Annotated in this window: 12 protein-coding genes; 2 read left to right on the top strand and 10 right to left on the bottom strand. The window is 58.6% G+C overall.

Annotated elements, in window-relative coordinates:
• The first annotated feature begins 5 nt into the window (after positions 1–5).
• A complete protein-coding gene (locus J2R80_RS40220) occupies positions 6–710 on the top strand; it encodes a 2OG-Fe(II) oxygenase (RefSeq protein WP_253640595.1) in 705 nt (234 codons plus the stop codon).
• Between the two features lie 842 nt (positions 711–1552).
• A complete protein-coding gene (locus tag J2R80_RS40215) occupies positions 1553–4153 on the top strand; it encodes a hypothetical protein (RefSeq protein ID WP_253640594.1) in 2601 nt (866 codons plus the stop codon).
• A 1113-nt stretch (positions 4154–5266) separates the two neighbouring features.
• Here the strand turns inward: J2R80_RS40215 and J2R80_RS40210 are convergent.
• The 10 genes from J2R80_RS40210 to J2R80_RS40165 form a co-directional block, all read right to left on the bottom strand.
• Positions 5267–6565, bottom strand: a complete 1299-nt coding sequence (locus J2R80_RS40210; RefSeq protein WP_253640593.1) for a peptide ligase PGM1-related protein — start codon at positions 6563–6565, stop codon at positions 5267–5269.
• A 185-nt stretch (positions 6566–6750) separates the two neighbouring features.
• Positions 6751–8286, bottom strand: coding sequence for a class I adenylate-forming enzyme family protein (locus tag J2R80_RS40205; protein WP_253640592.1), 1536 nt, complete (start codon positions 8284–8286; stop codon positions 6751–6753).
• A 129-nt stretch (positions 8287–8415) separates the two neighbouring features.
• Positions 8416–8691 (bottom strand): hypothetical protein, encoded by a 276-nt coding sequence (locus J2R80_RS40200; RefSeq protein ID WP_253640591.1) that lies wholly within the window; start codon positions 8689–8691, stop codon positions 8416–8418.
• A gap of 796 nt (positions 8692–9487) precedes the next feature.
• Complete coding sequence (locus J2R80_RS40195) at positions 9488–10612, bottom strand: M20 family metallopeptidase (RefSeq protein ID WP_253640590.1); 1125 nt, start codon at positions 10610–10612, stop codon at positions 9488–9490.
• Between the two features lie 361 nt (positions 10613–10973).
• A complete protein-coding gene (locus J2R80_RS40190) occupies positions 10974–11486 on the bottom strand; it encodes a flavin reductase family protein (RefSeq protein WP_253640589.1) in 513 nt (170 codons plus the stop codon).
• Positions 11487–11704: 218 nt separating this feature from the next.
• Complete coding sequence (locus tag J2R80_RS40185) at positions 11705–11890, bottom strand: hypothetical protein (protein ID WP_050404901.1); 186 nt, start codon at positions 11888–11890, stop codon at positions 11705–11707.
• Positions 11891–12125: 235 nt separating this feature from the next.
• Positions 12126–13139 carry an anthranilate phosphoribosyltransferase gene (gene trpD, locus J2R80_RS40180; RefSeq protein WP_253641080.1) on the bottom strand — a complete coding sequence of 338 codons (1014 nt, stop codon included), beginning with the start codon at positions 13137–13139 and terminating at the stop codon, positions 12126–12128.
• Positions 13140–13704: 565 nt separating this feature from the next.
• Complete coding sequence (locus tag J2R80_RS40175) at positions 13705–15312, bottom strand: acyl-CoA carboxylase subunit beta (protein WP_253640588.1); 1608 nt, start codon at positions 15310–15312, stop codon at positions 13705–13707.
• 1 nt (position 15313) lies between these two features.
• Complete coding sequence (locus J2R80_RS43570) at positions 15314–15817, bottom strand: acetyl-CoA carboxylase biotin carboxyl carrier protein subunit (protein ID WP_253640587.1); 504 nt, start codon at positions 15815–15817, stop codon at positions 15314–15316.
• A 1-nt stretch (position 15818) separates the two neighbouring features.
• The gene (locus tag J2R80_RS40165) at positions 15819–17288 is read right to left on the bottom strand and encodes an acetyl/propionyl/methylcrotonyl-CoA carboxylase subunit alpha (protein WP_253640586.1); all 1470 of its coding nucleotides are present in this window, start codon (positions 17286–17288) and stop codon (positions 15819–15821) included.
• Between the last annotated feature and the right edge of the window lie 3900 nt (positions 17289–21188).

Here is a 21188-nt window from a genome sequence, read left to right as displayed (position 1 = left end):
ACCCAATGGCGCGTTCAGCAAATGACAAAAAGGGCCTACTTTCAGAAGAGGCTCTGACGAAATTCCGCATAGAGCTGCTGGTGAAGGGTACGATCGTGATCGGTCCCCAGACGTTATTTACACAAGATGAACTGGCGAGGATCAATCAGCTGCAGGTTGAGATTCCCGAAGAAGAGGTGCGGTTGGGAGATGCTGGCGACTCGCACAACGTCTTTGTCAAACGCGTGAGGGTGGACCCGCCCGGCCGCAATCCCAGCAATGTGGACGGCGCGGCGCCGGGGCAAATCATCGATCTGCTTGAAAGGAAGGACCGCGGCTTCGCATTAAAAACGATCTTGGGAGCATCGTCGGAATATGTGATTCGCAGATGTCAGTTGCATCGTATGCCTCCTGGTTCGTTTGTTGGCATCCATCTGGATGCCGAGAGCGATCCGGACTTTGAGTACTCCGTAATTGTGCAGCTCGCGCAAGATTTTGAGGGTGGCGAATTCGTCGTATATCCGAGCGCGTACGAGCAGCAGGTGTTTCGACCACCGTTTGGTGCGGTGCTTGTCACAACATGTAGGCTGCGCCATGAGGTGAAGCCTGTATCCGCCGGGGAGCGCCGGTCGCTGGTCTACTTCTGTTCGAAGCGCAGCGGCACAAACCGGCGCGTCATCGAAAGCTCTACTAGCGGCCATGAAGCAAATAGCTCGAATACTTGCGAATAAGTTTTAGTGGCGGAAGAGCTTTCAGGCCATGAAATCGACAGTCGCACCCATCTTGCAGAAAATCCGTCCTGCAAGGTGGTCCATCGCTGCGACACGCGCTGTCAACTCGGATCTGTTGAAGGTCGTCGAGAGCCATTCGGCAGGGAATGACGTGGTGACCGGTCAGGATCCTTGCAGCGAGTTCGTGCGCACAAAAGGGGGCGTCGGCGGTTCCAGATTCCACCGGAGCGAGGTTCGCCAAGACGTTGGTCAAAGCGGAAACCAGGTGCTTCGAGCAGTAAACACGTTTTTGCTGGGTCCATTTGCTTGGAGGGCCAGCGCGGAGATGCGTTCGTTGGCGCTCATCGTCACCTGATCCGCTTGCTGGAATGAGCGTGGCGGCGGATGGTGGAATTCGGCGACCGAAATTGCGCTGGCTTAAGGGAATCGGCGCAAACATCCGCGCGACAGGCTGCCTTTCGCCGCGGCTGCCAAAATGCTGATTGGGGCCATGGAAGCCACGATCGACAGAATCGCGCAACCTGCCTCGTAAGAATAGCGGGGGACAACATTGCGGCAGGACCTCGTCACTGTTTTCGGACGCGGGGCCGGCGCGTGCGCGATGGTGTTGCCGCGCCGCTCGTAGAAAGTTACGGGGTCGTCAGGTTCTCGACAGCTATCCGACCTAGCAAAACAGTTGGACGCTGGGACCCTTTGGGACGGTGTATGCGAAACCAGAGTTTATTGCAAAGGGCAGACGAATAAATGCGTTTAGCTGATGCTCTAATCGCACTCGTTCGATTGCCCGATTGTCCCATGCTGTAGCCGAGGCTCGGATATTTCACCGTCGAAAGTGACAGCGTATGAACTTTCCCTCTCCTGGTCGCGCGCGTCAGCAGTCGGGTAGCGCGGGCGCGCAAGACAACTCCTCGATCTCCCCCTCGGCGGACGCGGCGGCGTTCGAACAACAGCTGAGAGACATTGCCAATGCGGGTAGTGGCGTGCCGGAGCAGACCTCCGCCCAGCGGGTCGGCGCATCGCGACGCGAGGGGCTGCCCCTCACGGAGAGCGATGAGCATGAATATTCAACGCTATCGCATGGCGGAAGCTCGCGGGCGATGCTGGTGCTCTCCGTGCAGCAGCCGAGCCAGGCAGTGTGGGCTTTCGCAGGCCGTAGCAGTGAGCCCCTTTATTCTGAAGATGTGCATCTCGTAGAGGGACTGGGAGAGGCACTCATCAAGCGCAGAGTCAAGATGCGTACGGCAAGGGGGCACATCGATTCGCTTCTCAGATTTGGACGCTGGCTCGTCAAACACAGCAAGCAGGGAATTGCCGAGCGGCTTCACGACAGTACGCTGAACAGCGATGCAGCGGCTTTCAAAGAGAGTGGCGAGCGGGGTATCCTCACTGCGCTCGGCCAACTGCGGACCTTTCAGGTGGCGGGCGGAGTGGAGCTGCTCCCGTCGCGGCCTAGCCCTTTTGCTCAGGACGCCGAGCTCATCAAGGAGTACAAATCGACTGTCATTAACGAGCGCAAGAAGGAAGCAGCGACGGCATACAAGTATGGAACTGCCCTAGGCCGATTCAGTAAGTACCTGCGTAACAATGGCAAGCCCGCCATCGCTGCCCGGCTTCACGACATGTCGCTGGATGAAGACCTCGTGCGCTATGAGGCCACCCCTGGTTATCACCCCAAGGTTCGAGCTGCACTGGCCGACTTGCGAAAGACACTGGCTGGTGATGACGCGGTCGAGCTTGATGGCGGTAGTCGTCCCGATTCGGAAGCCTTGGCCGTAACGGGTGAGATGCGGTCGGCAGACGCCGTTGCACCCGACAGCGTGTGGCAGCGAACGGTCAGCTGGCCAGAGATGCTGCCTGCGCAAGGTCACGAGCAGGATACGCCCTCGAGCGTCATGGATCAACCGAGCCCCTCGGCTTACCTGACGCGGCGAGCAGGCCTGGTCGGACGCAGCGCCGATCTTCTTTATTCTGAGGATATTCCCCTTATTCTCGGCCTCAGGGAAGCGCTCCTCAGGGGCGGGGCCGCCGAGAGCACGGCCAGGAGCAATGTCGATTATCTTTTAGGCTTCGACCGCTGGCTCTTTGCCAACGACAGGTCGGGAATAGCTGAACGGCTCGACCACGAGATGCTGGATGAAGAGATCGAGGAATTCATAGCAACGGGCGGTGCCACGAACGTGCGTACGGCACTGGCTCATCTACGGACCTCTCAGGCAGCGGGAGGAGTTGCGCTGGTCGCAGGCCAACCTGACCCAAAGGCACATCTGGGCGACGCAGCACTCATCAAGCAGTACAAGGAAGACGCGGCGGCCGCCGGCTCATCAAAGATTGCCAGGACCTACGCAAGTGTTGTGACCGATTTCAGTCACTACCTGCGCGAATACAACAGGCAGAGCATTGTCGCTCGCCTTGACGAGAACGGGCTGGATAAGGATGAGTCGCTCATCAAAGATATGGATCTCTATAGGCAGTCCGGTGGCTCCAGGGCGATCCGTGCCGCGCTAAAGCATTTGCGGACCGGTGCAAGAAAACCTGCATCTCTGCATGCTGAGGATGCGCCGCTCATTTCCGGGCTTGAGAACTCACTCATCAAGGCGAAGTTCGAGAAGATCACCGCCCAAACCAATGTACGGATTCTCCGAAGATTCAGCCGATGGCTTGTTGCAAATGAAAAGCTGGCCATTGCTGCCAGGCTTTACGATAAGTCGCTGGATGAGGATGCAGCAGCTTTTGACAAGAGTGGCAAACGGCGCGCTCTCACGGCACTGGGACATCTGCGGGCCTCGCGGTCGGCAGACGGAATTGCGCCCAATGCAAGTCGCGCCAAAACGGTCGCGAACCTCTTCCATCCCGAAGACGCGCAGCTTGTTTCGGCGCTCGAGAAGGCACTCGTCGCAGCCAAGTACGAACAGGCAAGCGCCCAGGCGATTGCCCGTCATATTCGCAAATTGAGCCAGTGGCTGTTAGCAAATAACAAACCGGCGATTGCCGCCCGGACTGGCGAGGAGTCGCTTGATAAAGATGCCGCGTCATTTAAGGCGAATGGAGGCGAGCGGCAGATCGCGGCGTCACTGGCTCATCTGCGGGCCTCTCAGTCGGCTGCCGGGATTGCGCCGAGGAAGCCTCGTGCTGAGCTCAGCCCTTATCCCGAAGATGCGGACCTGATCAAAGACTACAAAGCCGCAGAATCCCGGCCGACTGCCAGAAACTATGCATCTTTCCTTATCGGTTTCAGCAATTACTTGCGCCAAAACCGCAAGCAGAGCATCACCGCCCGACTATCCGACGAGTCGCTGGACGAGGATGTCGAGACCTACAAGAGATCCGGCGGTCATGCAAAGACCAGTGCGGCACTGGCACATCTGGCCAAATCGGCCGCAGGTGTTCGCGCCATGGAACTCAGGCGCACAGCTGATAAGCTGCGCCGGACAATGCACCACTAGGAGCCGCCAATCCGCCTGTGGATGTTGCCACGGAAGAGTACGATCATCTCTCGGCGGTACCGCCTGCAGCCAGCACCCTCTCGCCGCTCGCGCGGAGTCCGCACCCTCACGAGGCTCCAGATCCCGGTGAGCACCTGGACCCCTTGAGCGAGAACTACGTGAATGCGATTGCCGCAGACGGGCTGGTCATTGGGGCGATTTCCTCTCCACCGAGCACGTTCTTGGTGATGATGTGCACGAGGTGGCGGGCGCCAGACCGGCGAAGAGGCAGAGGATCGACAATGCTCCGCAAAACGGCGCGTTCGAGCGGCAGTCGAGCCAGATCAGCGTTTCAGAAGCCGAAGCGTTGGCGCAGCCTCCAGCCAATCAGCCGGATGCTTCCGTCTCACAGGAACAGAGTGGACAAGGCTACGGGACGGCGCCACAAGCTGCCTTTGGGGACGTTGTGGACGACGCTTCGCAGCAAGGACCACCGCAGGGACCTGTCAGCTGGCCAATTGCTTCTGCCGACGGCTTACGATCAGGATCAGCTTTGGGGGGCGTGGAAGGCCTTCCGGCGTGGTCCGGTTTAGCCAGCCCCGAGCGCGCGCGAGAGGCAGAGCAAGTAGCACGGCCGGCAACAGCTGGATCCACCTCGAGCTGGTCCTATCACTATGACTCTGCCGGGCTTCGCAACAGTGCCGTTGCAGAACAGCTCGCAGCACGTCTCGGCTCCCGCTTTCAAGGGGCACGGATGGCCCAGCAGCAGAACGGTTATGAATGCGGAGTCTTCGTGGTGGACGCGACGCGAGCGCTGGTCGGACGATTAGCGCAAGGAGAGCGGCCGGACCGTGAGCCGCTGCACCTCGATCGCCTCATCGCCGATCGACCGGCACTTCGGGATCGCCTCAGGACTGGTCGCGGCTTGCGCTGACGGACTCCATCGGACCGCCGGTTTTCGCCCGGATCAGTCTCTCGGTTGAACAGCGCAGCCGGCAACGGATATCCGCATCAGGCGAGACGGACGCGGATTTCGGATCACCTCCCAGGTACCGTTCTCCAGCACGCTACCGGAAGCAGGGGCAAGTTCGAATGAATGGAGTGGCAGGATAGATGTGGTTACTGTGATTCCAATCAAGCCAGTGTGAGGAGCCGTTGTTTCAGATCGCCGGCGGCGGCCCGGTCGTACGCAATCACGAGGCACTCCACTGTGCCAGCCTCCTCGTCAACGGCAAGCGGGATCACGCCCTGCTTGCGTGTGCCATCGAAGAGAAAACCCTCCTTGGCGAAACGTTCATGTGCAGCCCGGAGCGAACTCGATCGAACGTTCCTCACGGATGAAATAACGTAGGAGCCGGAGTAGTCGAAGCCCAGGAGCCGGACGGCAATGCTGTGCAACACCGAGCCGCCACCCCAGCGGCCGTTCGCTTCGTTGAATAGCAGCCGTCCGTCGTTCGCGAAAATGGCGTCAATATTAATTGGTCCGCGATATCCCAGATTGCGGACAAGGGATACGAATCGGTAGGCATGCGCCTGCGCAGTCAACCATTGCTCATTCCCCAGATCGCTCGGAAGCTCAAGCCCTGTCCAGATCAGAGCCCGTTCAGATCGATCGGTGCTCCGGCGTAGTCGAATATTCCCACTGTTGATGAAAGTGATTGAGCCATCGCGCTCGATTTCATACTCGAGATAGAACGGAGTTCGCGCCAAGTGGTACGATTCGACCACCAGCGTCTTGCATGACGCAGTTGTCATCTCAGACCAAAGTGCGTCCGGATCGAACGAGGGCCAGGCAATCTGTCGGGTCTCTCTCGCCCCGGGTAGCGGACCGTCTTCATTGCTGCTCAGAATGACATTTCCGACCCCGCCGGCCCCATTGTCCAGCTTCACAATGACCCTGCCGGTTTCGTGCCGGAGCGAGTTGACCGCTCGGAACAGTTCGTTCGAATTCGTCGTTATGGAACCATTGGGCAACGGAAGTGCGACACTTGTCGACAGTTGACGGAAGTGGCTCTTGCGGTTCAATAGATCCGGTCCACGCTGCAGAGCGAATTCGTCGCCAGTCTGCTGTATACCCAGCACGGACGCCAGCCGCGCCACGCCTTCGCTGGAGTAGCAGGGATACATGCTCCAGGATGATTTCTGACGAATATGCCTGTTGATTTGCTCAACCATGCCGTTGGACAGCAGTGCGTAATCGTTGAGGATCGGCGCTTCGCGGCCGCCTCCAGGTACAAGCAATGAAAGACTGGAGGCGTCGAAATTAAGCGTCGCGCCAACGTAGGAGAGCAGATCCGTCGGGATAGATAGGGGGGACACTATCAGATCGCCCTCCTGAGCAAACCACGCCGAACGGTAAACCGAGTTGCCGGCAAGCGAAAGTTGAGCTGCTACCAGATCGGAGCCCGACATTTGCGCCGTGCCGGCATTCATGATTATGATCCGCGGCATCAGTGACCTTTGCGCATTGGGATGTGATCAGAGCGAGAGACGGTCAACAATGGCGAAGTCGCTGCAGCACAGCCTGTAGATGACCAGGCGGAAAATCTCATTTTGTGCCGTCACGATGTCACCTGCGGGGTCGCTGAGAAGTACAGCTTGCGTGCAATCCGCCGAACTCAATTGCCATTCCCTTTGCAGCTTGATCCCGCGCCAGCCTTCTTCAGCATGAAATGCTGGACCTTGCCCAACGCAGTTTTCGGTAGCTCTGGCGTGAAAATGATCTCGTGCGGTACCTTGAAACGGGCGAGCTGCGACCGGACATGCGCCATCAGCGCTTCTGCTTCGATCCGCGCGCCCGGTCGCCTGATTACATAGGCGACCGGTACTTCTTCCCAACGCGGATGCGGTCGACCGATGACGGCGCAATCTGCAACATCCGGATGACCAACAAGCACACGTTCAACTTCGGCCGGATAGATGTTCTCTCCACCGGAAATGATCAGGTTCTTCTTGCGGTCATGCACCCAAAAATATCCGTCGGCGTCGCGACTACCAATGTCGCCGGTGCGATACCAGCCATCGTCCAGAGCCTTGCGGGTTGTCTCTTGATCCTCCCAGTATCCGCAGAAGACGTTGGGCCCACGTACTGCGATCTCGCCTGCGCCACCGGCCGGCAGCGTGTGCCCAGCATCATCTATGATCGAAGCTTCGCAACACAGACCTGCGAGGCCGCTCGATCCCTCGGGCACGAGACCCCCGCCGAGCTTAGTATACACAGCGATCGGGCAGGTCTCCGTCGAACCGTAAACCTGCAGGACCGGCACCCCGCGCGCGACAAAGAGCTCGACAAGATCGTGGGGCACCATAGTAGATCCGGTACAGATCGCCCTGAGCGCGGAGAGGTCGGTGCTATCCCATCGGGCATTCTCGGTCAGCGCTCGCATCATGGCTGGCACCAAAACTGCCAGCGTGGGTCGATCGCGCTCGAACGCGTCGAGAGTGGTCTCCGGTGTGAAGCGGCTGTGGATAGTAACCGTCGCGCCGTGATGCAAACTGGGCGTCGTCTGGATGTTTAGTCCACCGACATGAAACAGTGGCAGGACAGTCAAGGCATGATCGGCCGAGGTGAGGTCATGCATGTGCTGACTCATGACGCCGTTCCAGAGCAGCGCTTCCTGACGCAGTACGGCGCCTTTCGGTCGTCCTGTCGTGCCCGAAGTGTAGACGATCAAAAGCGGGCAAGACAGGTCCGCACCCGGATTGCGTCCGTCACTACAGTCTGCGTCCAGAAGATCGTCCAGTTTGTTTCCGCCGATAGTTGCGAAGTCTAGCCCGACAACAGAAACAGAAGGCAGTTGCCTCGCGACGACAGGTAAGACTGCGTCGAAGGACTGCTCAACCAGCAACACGTTTGCTCCTGAGTCGGACAGAATGAACAGCTGCTCGGCGGGCGCGAGGCGCCAATTTAAGGGTACGAGAATTGCGCCGAGCCGCGCGCACGCATACAGCAGCACGAGATAGTCTGGTCGGTTCAGGCTAAGGATCGCGATCCGGTCTCCTCGCTCTACCCCGAACTGGCTCTTGAGGGCGCAAGCCGCCCGACCTATCCGGCGATTGAGGCTCGCGTAGCTCAGAGTCTGCCCCTCGAAACGGATGGCGGCTTTATCAGGAGCATACGCTGCATTGCGTTCAACTAGTGTGCAGAGGTCCAACTAAATCTCCATATGATCCAGCTCCGCGCAACGGTTCGGACAGGCCTCGGACCGCGCTCGCGAGGCCCACCACATGGTTCGGTGCCCGTTGCACAAGCGACAATCACACTCTTCGGCAGGACAACGCAGCTATTGATTGTTGTCACGGTTGCGATCAACGGATATTGCCTGGCGAATCGCTGGCGACTGATTACTCGTTCTGTTCGGCTCGGCGGCGGTCGTGTGCATCTGCCCGTAGTGGTAGGCGCACCATGACGACTGTTTCTTGCCCGGTCTTTGACAGACAGGCTCGCCGCACATATAGGCAGCTCTGGTATCTCCATCCTTGAAGCCGATGATGGCCCGGCATTGGCCTTCAATATGGTCGATCAACAAGACCTTGTTGACGCCGTCAGGCTCTTTCAACTTGCTGCTCCAGGATACCAGGCAATCTCTTCGGTGCCGTTCCGGTCACGCCGAGTGACACTTGCAGCTGGGGCCCTTTGAAAACCTCTGGAGGCTCACGGCCTGTCGCGCATCTGCGCGACGAGAATGCGCCGGCAGGCCGGCATGAGCGTAGCGAAGAGCCGGTTCGGCGGACTGCTTCTGGGGCTGTGTCCCGCCAGAAGAGGGGGGCGGGTTCAATATCGGGAAGAGGCCGCGCCCTGCACTGGTGCTGCACCGAACCCTGCATTGATCTCGTCCGACGTCACCTGCTCGCTGCAGGCCAGGCTTGCGGCAGCCACAGTGTCGCGGTTCTGCAATGCCCAACCATTTGCAACTAGCCGCGAGCCGTAAGGCTGCGGTCAAGACGCGCTGCGTCACTGTTTCGACCGAAAGGCCGTCAGAAATGAAGATCATGACCAACCAGTGCGGGGTTGTTCTGACCAGCTCAGACATTCGTCAATCCTTCCAGTCCCGGCGGCGGATGAAGATGCGTGCCGACCGCAAGATCGTACAACTTAACGTTACGTCCGGTTCAAGCCCTTTCTGACAACCTCGCGTGAACATGCCAAAGGCTATGTCGGGACGGATCTCCGCGACGGGTGGAGAGCTTCCAGCGCACGATCTGCGTCAGAAAGTCGCGCTCCCATGAGAATGGTCCTGCGGCTGGCAGGGCCCTTGTCGAAAAGGCTCGCACGTCCAGCGATCGAGTGCTCGCTACCAAGAGCCGATTGCGCGGCAGCCGCCGCTTAAGTTCGCTCGCCTACTGATGCGTGGATTATCGCAATGTCTGATAGAGGCGATACAGCAGCCGCGCGCGAGGTTCGATAGATGAAATATAGAGTTGCTCATAATGCGTGTGTGCGCCCTTGCCGTCTACGCCGAGGCCATCGAGGGTTGCGGTATGCAGCGCGGTGAAATTGGCGTCGGAGCCGCCGCCGCTGAACGCGTCGAGCAGCTCGAAACCGATCTCAGCGGCAAGTTGCCTGGCGTGTTCGTAGAGCGTAGCGCCGGCCTTACTCTTCTCATAGGGAGGACGGTTCAAGCCGCCCGATACTTTCAGGCGAACGCCATCGGTGCGCGAGGTCATTCGGAGAATTCTCGGCACCAACTCGTCTGCATGAGCCATAGTCGGCACGCGCAGGTCGACTTCCGCATAGGCCTGTTCGGCGATTACGTTCGGCTTGGTGCCGCCGCGAACGACGCCAACGTTGACGGTAATGCCGCGCGAAAGATCGTTCATCGCCTCGAGCGTCTGGATCACATTGGCTAGCTCCCGGATCGCGCTACGGCCGTCCTCGGGGCGTGCGCCGGCGTGCGCCGGCGCGCCCTTGATAAACACATCGAAGCGGCCAACACCCTTCCGCCCGGTGACGATCTTGCCGCCGTCGCGCGCTGGTTCGGTAACCAGCACATATTTTGCCTTGCGGCCCTCGGCCTCGATCAGCGCCCGCGAGGTCGGACTGCCGATCTCCTCATCCGACACGTAGAGGTGGGTGATGCCGAGCGGCGGGCGCGCGTCGTCGGCGCAGATCTGCCGAAATGCATGATAGGCCAGATAGGCGCCGCCCTTCATGTCGTAGGTACCCGGGCCGAACGCGCTGTCACCGTTGATCTTGAACGGTAGTCGTCTTATGAATCCCATCGGATGAACTGTGTCGAGATGGCTCAACACCAGAATGCCCGGCACGCCCTGTCCCCAGGACGAGCGCGTGACCAGGTGATCGCCGCAACCCTCGCGTCCCGCAATGCGCTCGATGGTGGCCGGCAGGTCGCGATAGCCGGCCGCGACGACGTCAGCCAGCTTGTTGAGCTGATCCGACCGTTCCGTCGGGGACTCGATCTCGACCCAGCGACGGATGCCATCGAGGATCGCGGAGGTTTCAAACGGGTAACTGGACATAGTTGTGTGATGCCCCTCGAATCTCGACTTTCATCACTCGCGCAAGGTCATGGTACGACCCACTTGCTCGCTTCAGGATTGAGCACGAAGATTGTGACGCAGTGTGCCTTTAAACCGTGATCCTGCCGCGACACTGATGCTACGCGCCTGCCGAGGAGAACTGAGCTACCAAAGCTGGTAGTTTACGTCGGGGCTATGCCGGTCCAGCGTGCGGTAGGATGGTCTAATCAGTCGCGAGGTACGCGCGCTTTTCAACGCGAGGTGAGCCCCTAAAGAACCAAAATCGTCCACGAGTTGCCCGGATGAATGTTCGAATAAGGATCGCTCCAGTACCGGTCGTCCGGTCAACGCGTATTCCATTCTAGCGGCATTCTGCGCAGTACTTGGCAAGGGGCAAGGTTCGAAGCGCGCCCTGGAAGTTGATCAATGGATTGCCATGGCCAGCGCGAGCTGCGACAATTCGTCCGATAAAGATCCTATGTGTGCCAATGATCTTGTGGTCATACAAAACGCATTCGAGCGCGCAAAGTGCGTTCGACAATAGCGGAACGTCGACCACGCCCTGAGTCCAGGAAGCCGTGCCGAAGCGATCAACACCTTTCGTTCCCTCCTGACCGCCAAAGCGCAGGGCAAGGTCCTCCTGGTCACTGTGGAGAAGATTGATTGCAAAACTGCCGCTAGCGAGTATCGCGTCATGCGCTTCAGATTTGGCGTTGATGCCAACGAGCAAGCACGGCGGTTCCATGCAGATGGACGCCACAGAACTCACCGTCAGTCCACGTCGTCCGCCGGCCGTTCCGGTCGTCACGATGGCGACACCGCTTGCCAGATGTCGCATAGCCTGACGGAAATCTGCCGGCTGGATAGACGGCATGTTCCCAACCACAGGAGATGAGGGGTGCGTCATGATCTGCCTTTAAAGTTATACCCCACTTCTGATGCTCCGTTAGCTTGGGCAGGCTCGGATTCATCTCGCGGCCGCAGATGGGTGCGCAGTCTCGGAAAACCGCGTGTCCAGAGGGCAATGATGAGACCGAACATGACATTGATGTCCTCCGCTTGCCGACCAGAGTGCCGCCCAGGTTAGCGCGCTCAATGTACGCGTAAGAGAACGCGCTTTTTTGCATCTAGAAGATGCACATCGAGCGTCGCGTGCAGAGAACCCCGCAGTTCGGGCGGGATCGAGCAATCCGTATCGATCAATTCACGAAACTTTCGAATGATGTGTTCAATCATTGCGATGGATCCGAGTGCTTCCAACTTCTGTGATGACATCATCTGACTATCTCCTTTGGAACGCAGCGCGTGCCGCGGGTCTCTACCTCGGCAACAGGGGCTGGAGCAGTCTCTCGCCGATGAACAGGGATGGCTCTCGCACACGTCCTTAACGCGGATTGCTTTGATCGGCGCAAGGCAGGCCGGCACATACTCATCGAAATCTCGAAGGAATAGACGCCCATTCGCATAGCCGCTTGTCATAACTGGACTCTGTAACCATCTTCCAACCCGGCTGTTAGGCGTTGGAGACTGCAATCAAGCGTTTCAATCGAGCGGCTGCGCCGCCACGGTCAAGCGCATGTTGTGCGAGTGCGACACCCTCCTGCAGCCTCTCGACGCGGCCGGCCACGATCAATGCCGCCGCCGCATTCAAAAGTGCAGCGTCGCGAAATCGACCTGGAACGCCGTCGAGCACGCTTTGCAAGGCGACGGCATTGGCCTTGGTGTCGCCGCTCTCGAGCGTCTCCTTGTCGCAGCGGACAAGCCCGGCTTGTTCCGGTGTTACTTCGAAGGTGCGCACCGTGCCGGCCTCAAGCGCGGCAACAAAGGTCGGCCCCGTGAGGGTAACCTCGCCCAGCCCGTTAGAGCCATGAACCACCCACACCGATTCGGAGCCGAGGTTCTTCAGCACGTAAGCCAGAGGCTGAACCCATTCGCGAGCGAATATCCCAACGATCTGCCGCTTGACCCTGGCCGGATTGGACAGTGGCGCGATGAGGTTAAGGATGGTGTGGGTCCCAAGTGCGGTCCGGATCTGGCCAACGCGCTGCATCGCTGGATAATGAGCTGACGCAAATGAGAAGCCGATTCCGGCTTCTTGCACACAGCGCGCAACGGCCTCAGGCTTGAGGTCAACGTTGACACCGAGATGCGCCAATAGGTCTGCAGTGCTTGCACCTGAATATCTATCGCTGTTGGCATGCCTGGCAACAGGAACGTCGGTTCCGGCCACGATAAAAGAGGCGCACGTCATCAGGTTGGCCGAGTGCGTGGCGGTATCGCTCGTACTAGCGATACCGATGGGATCGCATGCCACCTCGACCCGCGGCATTCGCTCGCGTACCGCGGAGACCGCACCGGTGACTTCTTCGACCGTTTCGCCCCTGACTCGCAATCCCATTAACAAGCCGCCGATCTGCGACGGAGTCGCATGACCCGACATCAGGCCGTCGAATGCTGACGCAGCTTCGTCACGCGTCAGAGTGGCGCCGGCGGCAACTTTACCGATAATTGATTTAAGCGCTTCCATCGACTTTACATGCTCTTTGTCGGGATCCGAAGCGGTTCGCTGCAACGGAGGGCTTTGTTGAACAGCATGGCACTGGCCGCCATGATGAAGCTGTCCGGCCCATCGGCGCACGGCCGAACGTCGTCGACGTTTGAGGTATCGGTTGGTTTGGCACCGTCATTCCGGAAAGGCTACAACCTGACGCTACGTGAGGGTCAAGCGCTCCATGTCGGGACGCCGTCAAGAAATCGCCGGCCGATGAGGACAGTGCAGTCGCTGGCCAGCAAAGATGGCGAGGTCTACTGCCGCGCATGTACCTTAGCGGCAGCTTCTTGATCACGATGATTCAGCCGAAGCGGCCGTAACTTGGAAAATCGTGCGGCTTGCCAGCACCGCTGTCCTGTCGGTTGAAGTCGCTTCTCACGTGCTTTGGGCAGAGCGGTGCTGATCTGCCTCTGCCTCTGCAAACCATCCCGCCAGACTGCAAATCAGAGTGCATTAGGCGAAACCGGAAGCCATCATACAGCAATGGAGAGCTGTCGGTTCGGCTCGCGTCAGGGCCGAGCCGTCGGTGTTCGGTCCTGCTTTACAGTCGGAACACGCCGTACTGCGGCGCGTCGATCGGTGCGTTGAGTGAAGCACTCAATGCAATTGCAAGGGCAGTCCTGGTATCGACAGGATCAAGAATGCCATCGTCCCAGAGTTCGGATGTTGCATAATAGGCGCTTGATCGTTCGCGATATTCTTCAAGAACCGGTTCGCGAATGCCTGCCAGTTCCTGCTCAGTGAGGCGCCCTCCGGTGCGAGCCAATTGTCTTGCCTTGACGTGGGTGAGAACGCCGGCGGCCTGTTCGGCGCCCATCGCGGAAATCTGAGAGTTCGGCCAGCTGAACACGAATCGAGTATCAAACGCGCGTCCGGACATGGCGTAAGTTCCTGCGCCATGAGAGTTATTGCAAATGATCGTAAACTTCGGGACAGACGCGCCGGACACAGCCATGATCAGCTTGGCGCCGTCTTTGGTGATCCCACGGCGCTCATATTCGCGACCAACCATAAAGCCAGTGACGTTCTGCAGGAAGAGCAGGGGCGTCCGGTTCTTGTCGCATATTTGGATGAAATGAGCACCCTTTAGCGCACTATCGCCGAACAAAACGCCGTTATTGGCAACGATCCCGACTTGATATCCGTAGAGCCGGGCAAAGCCGCACACGAGTGATGTCGCATAACGCGGCTGGTACTCATCAAATCGACTGCCATCGACCAGGCGGGCGATGATCTCCCGCATGTCGAACGGCGCTCGCGCGTCCTTTGGAATGATGCCGTAGAGTTCGGATGCATCATAGGCGGGCGGCTCGGGGGCTACGCGATCGATGCAGGTTTTCGCCGGTTGGTGGAAGCGCGCGACAACGTTGCGCGCAATCGCGATTGCGTGGAGCTCGGAAGTTGCGGAATAGTCACTGGTGCCCGACACGCTCGTATGCATGAGGGCACCGCCGAGCTCTTCGGCGGAGACTTGTTCGCCAGTGGCAGCCTTCACGACCGGAGGGCCGCCAAGAAAAATTGCTCCCGTGCCTTCGACCACAATGTTGTATTCGCTAAGGGCCGGGACATAGGCCCCTGCCGCGGTGCAGTGGCCCATGACGATGGCGACCTGCGGTACTCCCATCTTCGAGAGTATCGACTGATTGCGCAGAATTCGACCCGCATGGTATCGATCAGCAAAGAACTCCGCCTGCAAAGGCAGAAAACCGCCGGCGCAGTCGCATAGATGAACCACCGGCAGACGGTTTTCGATGGCTATGTCCAAGGCCCGCACGATCTTCTTAACCGAGAGTGGATACCATGCGCCGCTCTTCACGCTGGAATCGTCAGCGTGAATAATCACTTCTCGCCCCGCAACGATGCCGATGCCGACCACCTGCGCGGCGCCCGGAACCTCTCCGTTGTAGGCCTTGTTGGCGGCTAGCGTGGAAAGCTCCAGGAAAGGAGTTTCCGGATCCAGCAAGGCCTCGAGGCGGTTGCGAACAAACAGTTTATTCTGCCGACGCAGCCGCTCGAAGTCTTTCTCAGGTCTGTCGAACCGGGCCAAGCGTTGGCGCTCCTTCAATTCGGCAGCCAGTTGTCTGTTGTGGAGGTCGTTGCGACGAAACTCCTGCGAATCGACATCCGCCGCAGAACCAATCCGCTGCATTTCAGAACCCCTCTTTAGACAGCGTTACGAGTACGGCGTCGTGCTCGAAGCTCTCGTTCTCCTTGACGTGAATCCGCTCGACGATGCCGTCCTGGGGTGATCGTATGATCGTTTCCAGTTTCATGCTTTCAATCATCATTAGCGCCGTCCCCGCCGAGACTGAGTCACCAGGCGAAACTGTGATCGCGACAACCGTCCCGGGCATTGGCGCCCGGGCTACGAGGGGACAAGTCCCGCTATTCCCAGCCGCGTGGGTCCGTCGCGGATCGATGTAGCGCAAAGTACGCGTTCTGCCGCGGATATGGAGGTGAATGATCTCCCCGTCGATCACGAACCTGACGGGTTCGCTCTGCCCGGCAATGGTCAGGATGCCGCTGCTGTCGCTGCTCTGGGTGAATGCGACGGGGGCAATCACCTCGTCTCGCAAATGAAGGCGGTAGCCATGCCGGCTGGCCGAAAGCCACAATGTATGATCTACGCCGTCAACCTCGAACGAGTGATACACTTCAGTTTCTCCAATTGCCGAGCGCTGAATGAAGCTCTGGCACGGCATCTGCCGAGTCGCGGACCGGCCTCGTCAGGAGAGCGGCGGATGCTAGGAACGCAGACATTCCGGCAGCAAAATTGCCCGCTGCGAGATGCGGGTTTTGTTCAAGGTATCCGACATGGAAGTGACCGCCGAGAAATGCCTCGTCGGAAACGATCCGGGCGAGCAAGTTCGCATTGGTCTCGCATCCCAGTAAAACCAATTCGCGAACTGCACGATGGGCTTTTAGAGCAGATTCCATGCGACTTGGTGAATGCACGATGATCTTGGCGAGCATCGGATCAAACGCCGGCGTGATGTGCTGGCCTTGCATGATGCCGCTGTCGATCCGTACGTCATTGGGATACTCGAGAAGAAGTACTTTTCCGGTGGTCGGAACGTATCCGCGTTCAGGAGCCTCCGCGTACAGCCGGAGCTCGATTGCATGGCCGTTCGAAACGACATCGGACTGGGAGAATGCAAGTTCGCGGCCCGCTGCCGCATAGATCTGTTCCGCCACTAGATCGAGGCCAGTAATCATCTCGGTGACCGGATGCTCGACCTGAAGTCGTGTATTCATTTCGAGGAAGTAGAAATCATCTCCGCTGAAGATGAATTCGACCGTTCCTGCATTCCGGTAGTTCGCTGCACGAGCGATGCGAACCGCCGTATCGCAAATTCGAGCCCGCAATTCTTGGGATAGCCCAGGCGAGGGCGCTTCCTCGATAATCTTCTGGAACCGGCGCTGCACGGAACACTCGCGCTCGAACAGATGCACGAGGTTCCCTAAGCAGTCACCGAGTACCTGTACTTCGATGTGTCGCGGGCATTCGAGATATCGTTCGGCATAGAGGCGGGCATCTCCAAAGTAACGGCCCGCCTCACTGCGCGCCTGCTCGATGGCTGCCTCCAAGGTATTAAGGTCGCGTACAATCCGCATGCCCTTACCGCCGCCACCAGCCGATGGCTTCACGAGCAGAGGAGCTCCCATGGCCTGCGCTCTGGAGGCAAACGTCGCCGGATCATCTTCTTCGATGACGCAGGGGGCGACCGGAAAGCCGTTGGAGTGAACGAAATTGCGTGCGCGGATCTTGTCCCCCATCAGTTCGATAGTGTCAGGAAGAGGACCGATGAACGCAACGCCGGCGTTTGTCACGGCTCTGGCGAACTCCGCATTTTCGGAAAGCAGCCCATAACCGGGATGCAGCGCGCCGGCGCGCGCCTGCTCGGCGGCTGCGATGATCTGCCCAGTATCGAGATAACTTGCGATCGGCGTGCTGCCGCTGATCTGAATCGCCAGGTCGGCCATGGAAACGGCGGGGGTTCTCGCGTCTATTTCGTGGTACGCAATTGCAGAACGGAGTCCAAGTTTACGTAACGTTTTGACGATGCGGGCGGCTATCTCGCCCCTGTTGGCGATCAGTACGGTATCGAAGGGCAATTGTTGCATTGGCCTATCCAATTAAGCATGAAGGGACCAAACCGTCGTGAGTGGCCGGGCTCGTTGCCTCCAGCCGACGTCGCGTGAACGTCCTGCGTGCTAGGCGGGCTATCTCGGAACGCCAGGCTGGCGAACAGGCCACCCGATCCTCTACTTCGAGCTGCCGCCGTTCTTGCCCGTATCTCGTGAGGAGATCACGTAACGGCATTGCTGGCTGAGGCTGGCGTGCTTGGATCTGAGGCAAGCAAGGATAGCGACGTGGCTCGGTATGTGATTGCTGCAAAGGCGGAACACGTCCTCCATACACGCCTGTCTCTCCTCGGGAGTCGGAGCTTGGTCTCGCGCGTTTACCTGCCACGGGATTACACCAGTCACTGCGGCAGCTAGAGCGATGGCGCGGCAGGATTTGAGGAGCGAAGCCGAACCGGCCCCTTGGTCTTGAGTCATGTCATTCCTTAAGGTTGGTAGGTCTGCGATGTCTTGAGCGAAGCGCAAAATGGCATCTCCGTCGGCCAGTCGACGTGTAGCGCCAGGTGCAATGCCTGCGAGTTTCGTTTCGCCGACTCTGGTATGCTTGGATGTCCTGAAGTATTCGGCGTGGCACGTCTTGAGGTGCTCGAGCACAGCCCACCTCACGGCCGATAGTTGCCGCCATGGCTGGCGCGATACGGAATCGAACAAGACCTGCGGCCTGGAGCCGAGCTTATCGAGGCAGAGAGATGAGCAAAAGCCAGGTGTACTCAAGCCATAGCTGATGACGCAATTGATCCTGCGTAACGAGCCCTGATGAGGCTCCTCCAGGTCATGTTCAGTGTAGTCGGCCTGCGCTCCACATTAATGTGGAGACGGCGATTGGGATGAGAGCGCCTTCTGTAGAAATATCGAAGGGCTCGATCTCTTCCGCTGCTGGCCGAGGTAGCCTCGGATAAGGTGTGAACAGGCACGTATCTGCAGAAGCGTATGATCCCGAGCGACTCTCGCCAGCTGAGTTTAGATGTTTGATACATTCGCTATTCTCATTGCCTGCAGGTAGCGTCTGGATTGTCGGAGGCGGTCCCAATCTGTCCAGGATCGTACAATCTGACGCTGCGTGCGATTCAAGTCCCTTCTTGGATCAAATCGACTGAGTATCCTCTTACGGTGGCAAATGGCGCTTTGGTGACCGCCGGCCCTTAGGTGATTATACGGAGCGCCGGTGTCGCATTTCTTTGATGTCCAAATTGCATGCTCACGGCATGAATCCGAAAAGTAAACTCTACCAGCCCGACCACTGGCGAAGCCGCGCGGAAGCAACGCGAAAAAAGGCGGAAGGACTCGCTTATGGTAAACCCAGAGACAGGCTTCTTAACGTTGCGATCGAGTACGATAAGCTGGCACGGCGTGCCCAAGAGTGGCAGACGCGCCGAAGTGAGGACGAAACATGGTCAGAGTGAGAGCTGTAGGGCTTTGCCGGGCCTCGATAAGCCGCGCCTCAGCTGGACGGCCGCAGCGCCGATCGCGGAGCAAATGTCACTCGGCAATCGGCGCATCCAAGCAAGTAGCGCTGGATTTTGGCGTTTTGGTCCACGATAGGCCTTGCGGCTTCGAGGCATATTGAGTCGCCAGCGAAGCTGGTTCGGCATGGTATGCTGGAGGCGTCTTACTGCTCAATTGCGAATTCATATCCTGCTAGCCGCGCCGGAGCACAAAGCTGACCTGTGAAAGAAGTGTCCGCTTCCAACTGACGGTAGGGATATTCCTGGCCTACAATCGGATCGCGGAGGTCGGGAGGTGCACGCGCGTGCCATCCGACGTAGCTTTACTTGTGATTTGTCAGTTCCGCGAGCTTCTTTGGCTCATAAGAAGACCGCTGCGACGATCCAGTAAATGCTGGCCCAGAGCAGCGCACCCAGGAGGAGCGCGGCCAGCGGCCATAGATTCCATCGCCGTTGCGCCTGCAAACAACGGCAATCGGCGTCGTAAGGCCTGACAGTCGGGTCCTTTGGTGCGCGCCAGTGAGTCATTGACCACGTGCCGCACTGGTCCGCGGGAAACGGCTGGTCTCCGGATGCATCGTATCGTTCATAAGCTCACAGTCTTCCTTCATGGCACGGGTTATCGGATTCTTGTTTGCGGTGCGACCGGCATGCATCCACGTGATGGCCTTCTCATGCAGTGGGCGGTTAGACGAGGTGCTACCAAAGCTGAGGGGCACCGGGCAGTGCATCGCTCGGAACTAAAGAAATAGCCAGATGAGTGACGTCTGGACTCACTGCAGCAATCAACATGCCACGAGCGGAATAGTGCCGGCGCAGCCTTGATGCGAAGCAAGCCACCCGCTCGGTTTGGCGACACGAACTCGCTGCACTTGGGCGGAGTTGCGACCTTGGTGTCCGGAAGGCGACATCGGCATCGAAAGAAGGCAAGAGCTCGCTAGCGACATTTGGCAAACAGGGGTCGGGAGTTGCATTGTAGGGACGCGGCAAAGGGGCCGCCAATGGCAGCGCGATTGCAGTCCCTCAAGATAGACTAATCAGCTTCTCTGACCATTAGCTTACGAGACCTCATCAACCCATGGATGTTATCGGTCTAGGGACACGTTATGCCTAACCATTGCGGCGTGAGGCTAGCCCGTTTCGATTTTGCTCCCGGACGAATCAATCATGGTCACATAGATGACGCATTGGCCCTGTTTCAGAGTCGGCGAGCAGAAAGCGGCGAATGATCGCAGGACAGTTGGTGAGGCAGCAATCGCCCTTGCGAAGCATTGAGCGAGAATAGGCGAATTGTGCTGTGGTATTGCGAGCGATGATGGAATGTAGATGTCAGGCCATTTCGGAGTGCATACCAAGCATGGTGGTCGATCCGCCGGCGATGACGTGGCGGCCCTGGACGCCTCCGTAGGATCAAGCGCATCTCCGCGTAACATCAACGCGGCGCACGCAACGAAACATTGTGCGCTAACCGCGAGAGCTCAAGGCCACATCGTATGCTGATGCGCACGTTGTTCAGCGGTGTACGCTGCAGTCAATGAGCAAGGCGCTCTGCATGGGCCTCGTGCGGTGATCGAGATGTCGGCTCCCATAGCCGCCGAGCTTCCCAGGGTAGCAATGCTCAACCTATGCGCCGGGTCATTATCGAGTGGATCTTGCACGGTTTGCATTCGGGCAACAAAGGCCCCGCAAGGACTGGCAAGCGCCTGGGCAGGGCGTCAGCGTCCAAAAAGACAGGAGAACAAGTAATGGACATCTGCGGCTTTCTCAGCAGGTGGTTCGCTGAAGAATGGTATCGGAGCGCCGTCCCAAAGAGGACGGAACATGCGCCAAGTTGTGAGTTGCAAAACAACAACGTCATCTACATCGACTTCAAGGCGGTCCACGAAGCAAAGGAGGAAACGTGCGGACGCAAGTAATAGAGAGGCTGGAGGCCGGTCGCGTACAATATGGCCAGTTTGCCAGCCTTCCAGGATCAGGTCCTTGCGGCATGTTCGTTGTACAGGGACCTTGCGGCTGTGAACTGAGGATCAGCGGATTAATTCGTCCTGGCTGGGAGCATGTCGCTGTCTCAACGCCGCGACGTTGTCCGAATTGGGAAGAGATGTGCTTCGTCAAAGACCTGTTCTGGGATGAAGAGGAATGCGTGATGCAGCTGCATCCCCCACATTCGCAATATGTAAATAACAGTCGGTATTGCCTGCATCTGTGGAGGCCAACTCATCGGGACATCCCAATGCCGCCACCTTGCTTTGTAGGCGTCGTTGGGCTCGGCCCATCGGAGGCGGCAATGTGGTTTGCCCGCATGAGCGCGACCGCATTATGAGGTAGCCTAAGTTGTCTGCGTGGCCGATCAAAAGCAGTGGTTCGGCGCTGTTGTCAGCCCACACCGCAACGGAAGGGGGCGGCTCTTCCGTTTGCCTGACATCGCGGGCTT

The sequence above is a fragment of the Bradyrhizobium sp. USDA 4541 genome (assembly GCF_024171085.1).
In the GTDB taxonomy this organism is placed as follows: domain Bacteria; phylum Pseudomonadota; class Alphaproteobacteria; order Rhizobiales; family Xanthobacteraceae; genus Bradyrhizobium; species Bradyrhizobium australafricanum.
The sequence above is the reverse complement of the archived record's forward strand: the minus strand, read 5'-3'. Positions and strand labels throughout refer to the sequence as shown.

What these genes read in the sequence shown, in the direction of transcription:
- J2R80_RS40175 (WP_253640588.1), bottom strand. Translation starts at nt 15,312, where the DNA reads ATGCAGCGGATTGGTTCTGCGGCGGATGTCGATTCGCAGGAGTTTCGT.
- J2R80_RS40210 (WP_253640593.1), bottom strand. Translation starts at nt 6,565, where the DNA reads ATGAATGCCGGCACGGCGCAAATGTCGGGCTCCGATCTGGTAGCAGCT.
- J2R80_RS40185 (WP_050404901.1), bottom strand. Translation starts at nt 11,890, where the DNA reads ATGATGTCATCACAGAAGTTGGAAGCACTCGGATCCATCGCAATGATT.
- J2R80_RS40165 (WP_253640586.1), bottom strand. Translation starts at nt 17,288, where the DNA reads ATGCAACAATTGCCCTTCGATACCGTACTGATCGCCAACAGGGGCGAG.
- J2R80_RS40195 (WP_253640590.1), bottom strand. Translation starts at nt 10,612, where the DNA reads ATGTCCAGTTACCCGTTTGAAACCTCCGCGATCCTCGATGGCATCCGT.
- J2R80_RS40215 (WP_253640594.1), top strand. Translation starts at nt 1,553, where the DNA reads ATGAACTTTCCCTCTCCTGGTCGCGCGCGTCAGCAGTCGGGTAGCGCG.
- J2R80_RS40190 (WP_253640589.1), bottom strand. Translation starts at nt 11,486, where the DNA reads ATGCCGTCTATCCAGCCGGCAGATTTCCGTCAGGCTATGCGACATCTG.
- J2R80_RS40220 (WP_253640595.1), top strand. Translation starts at nt 6, where the DNA reads ATGGCGCGTTCAGCAAATGACAAAAAGGGCCTACTTTCAGAAGAGGCT.
- trpD (WP_253641080.1), bottom strand. Translation starts at nt 13,139, where the DNA reads ATGGAAGCGCTTAAATCAATTATCGGTAAAGTTGCCGCCGGCGCCACT.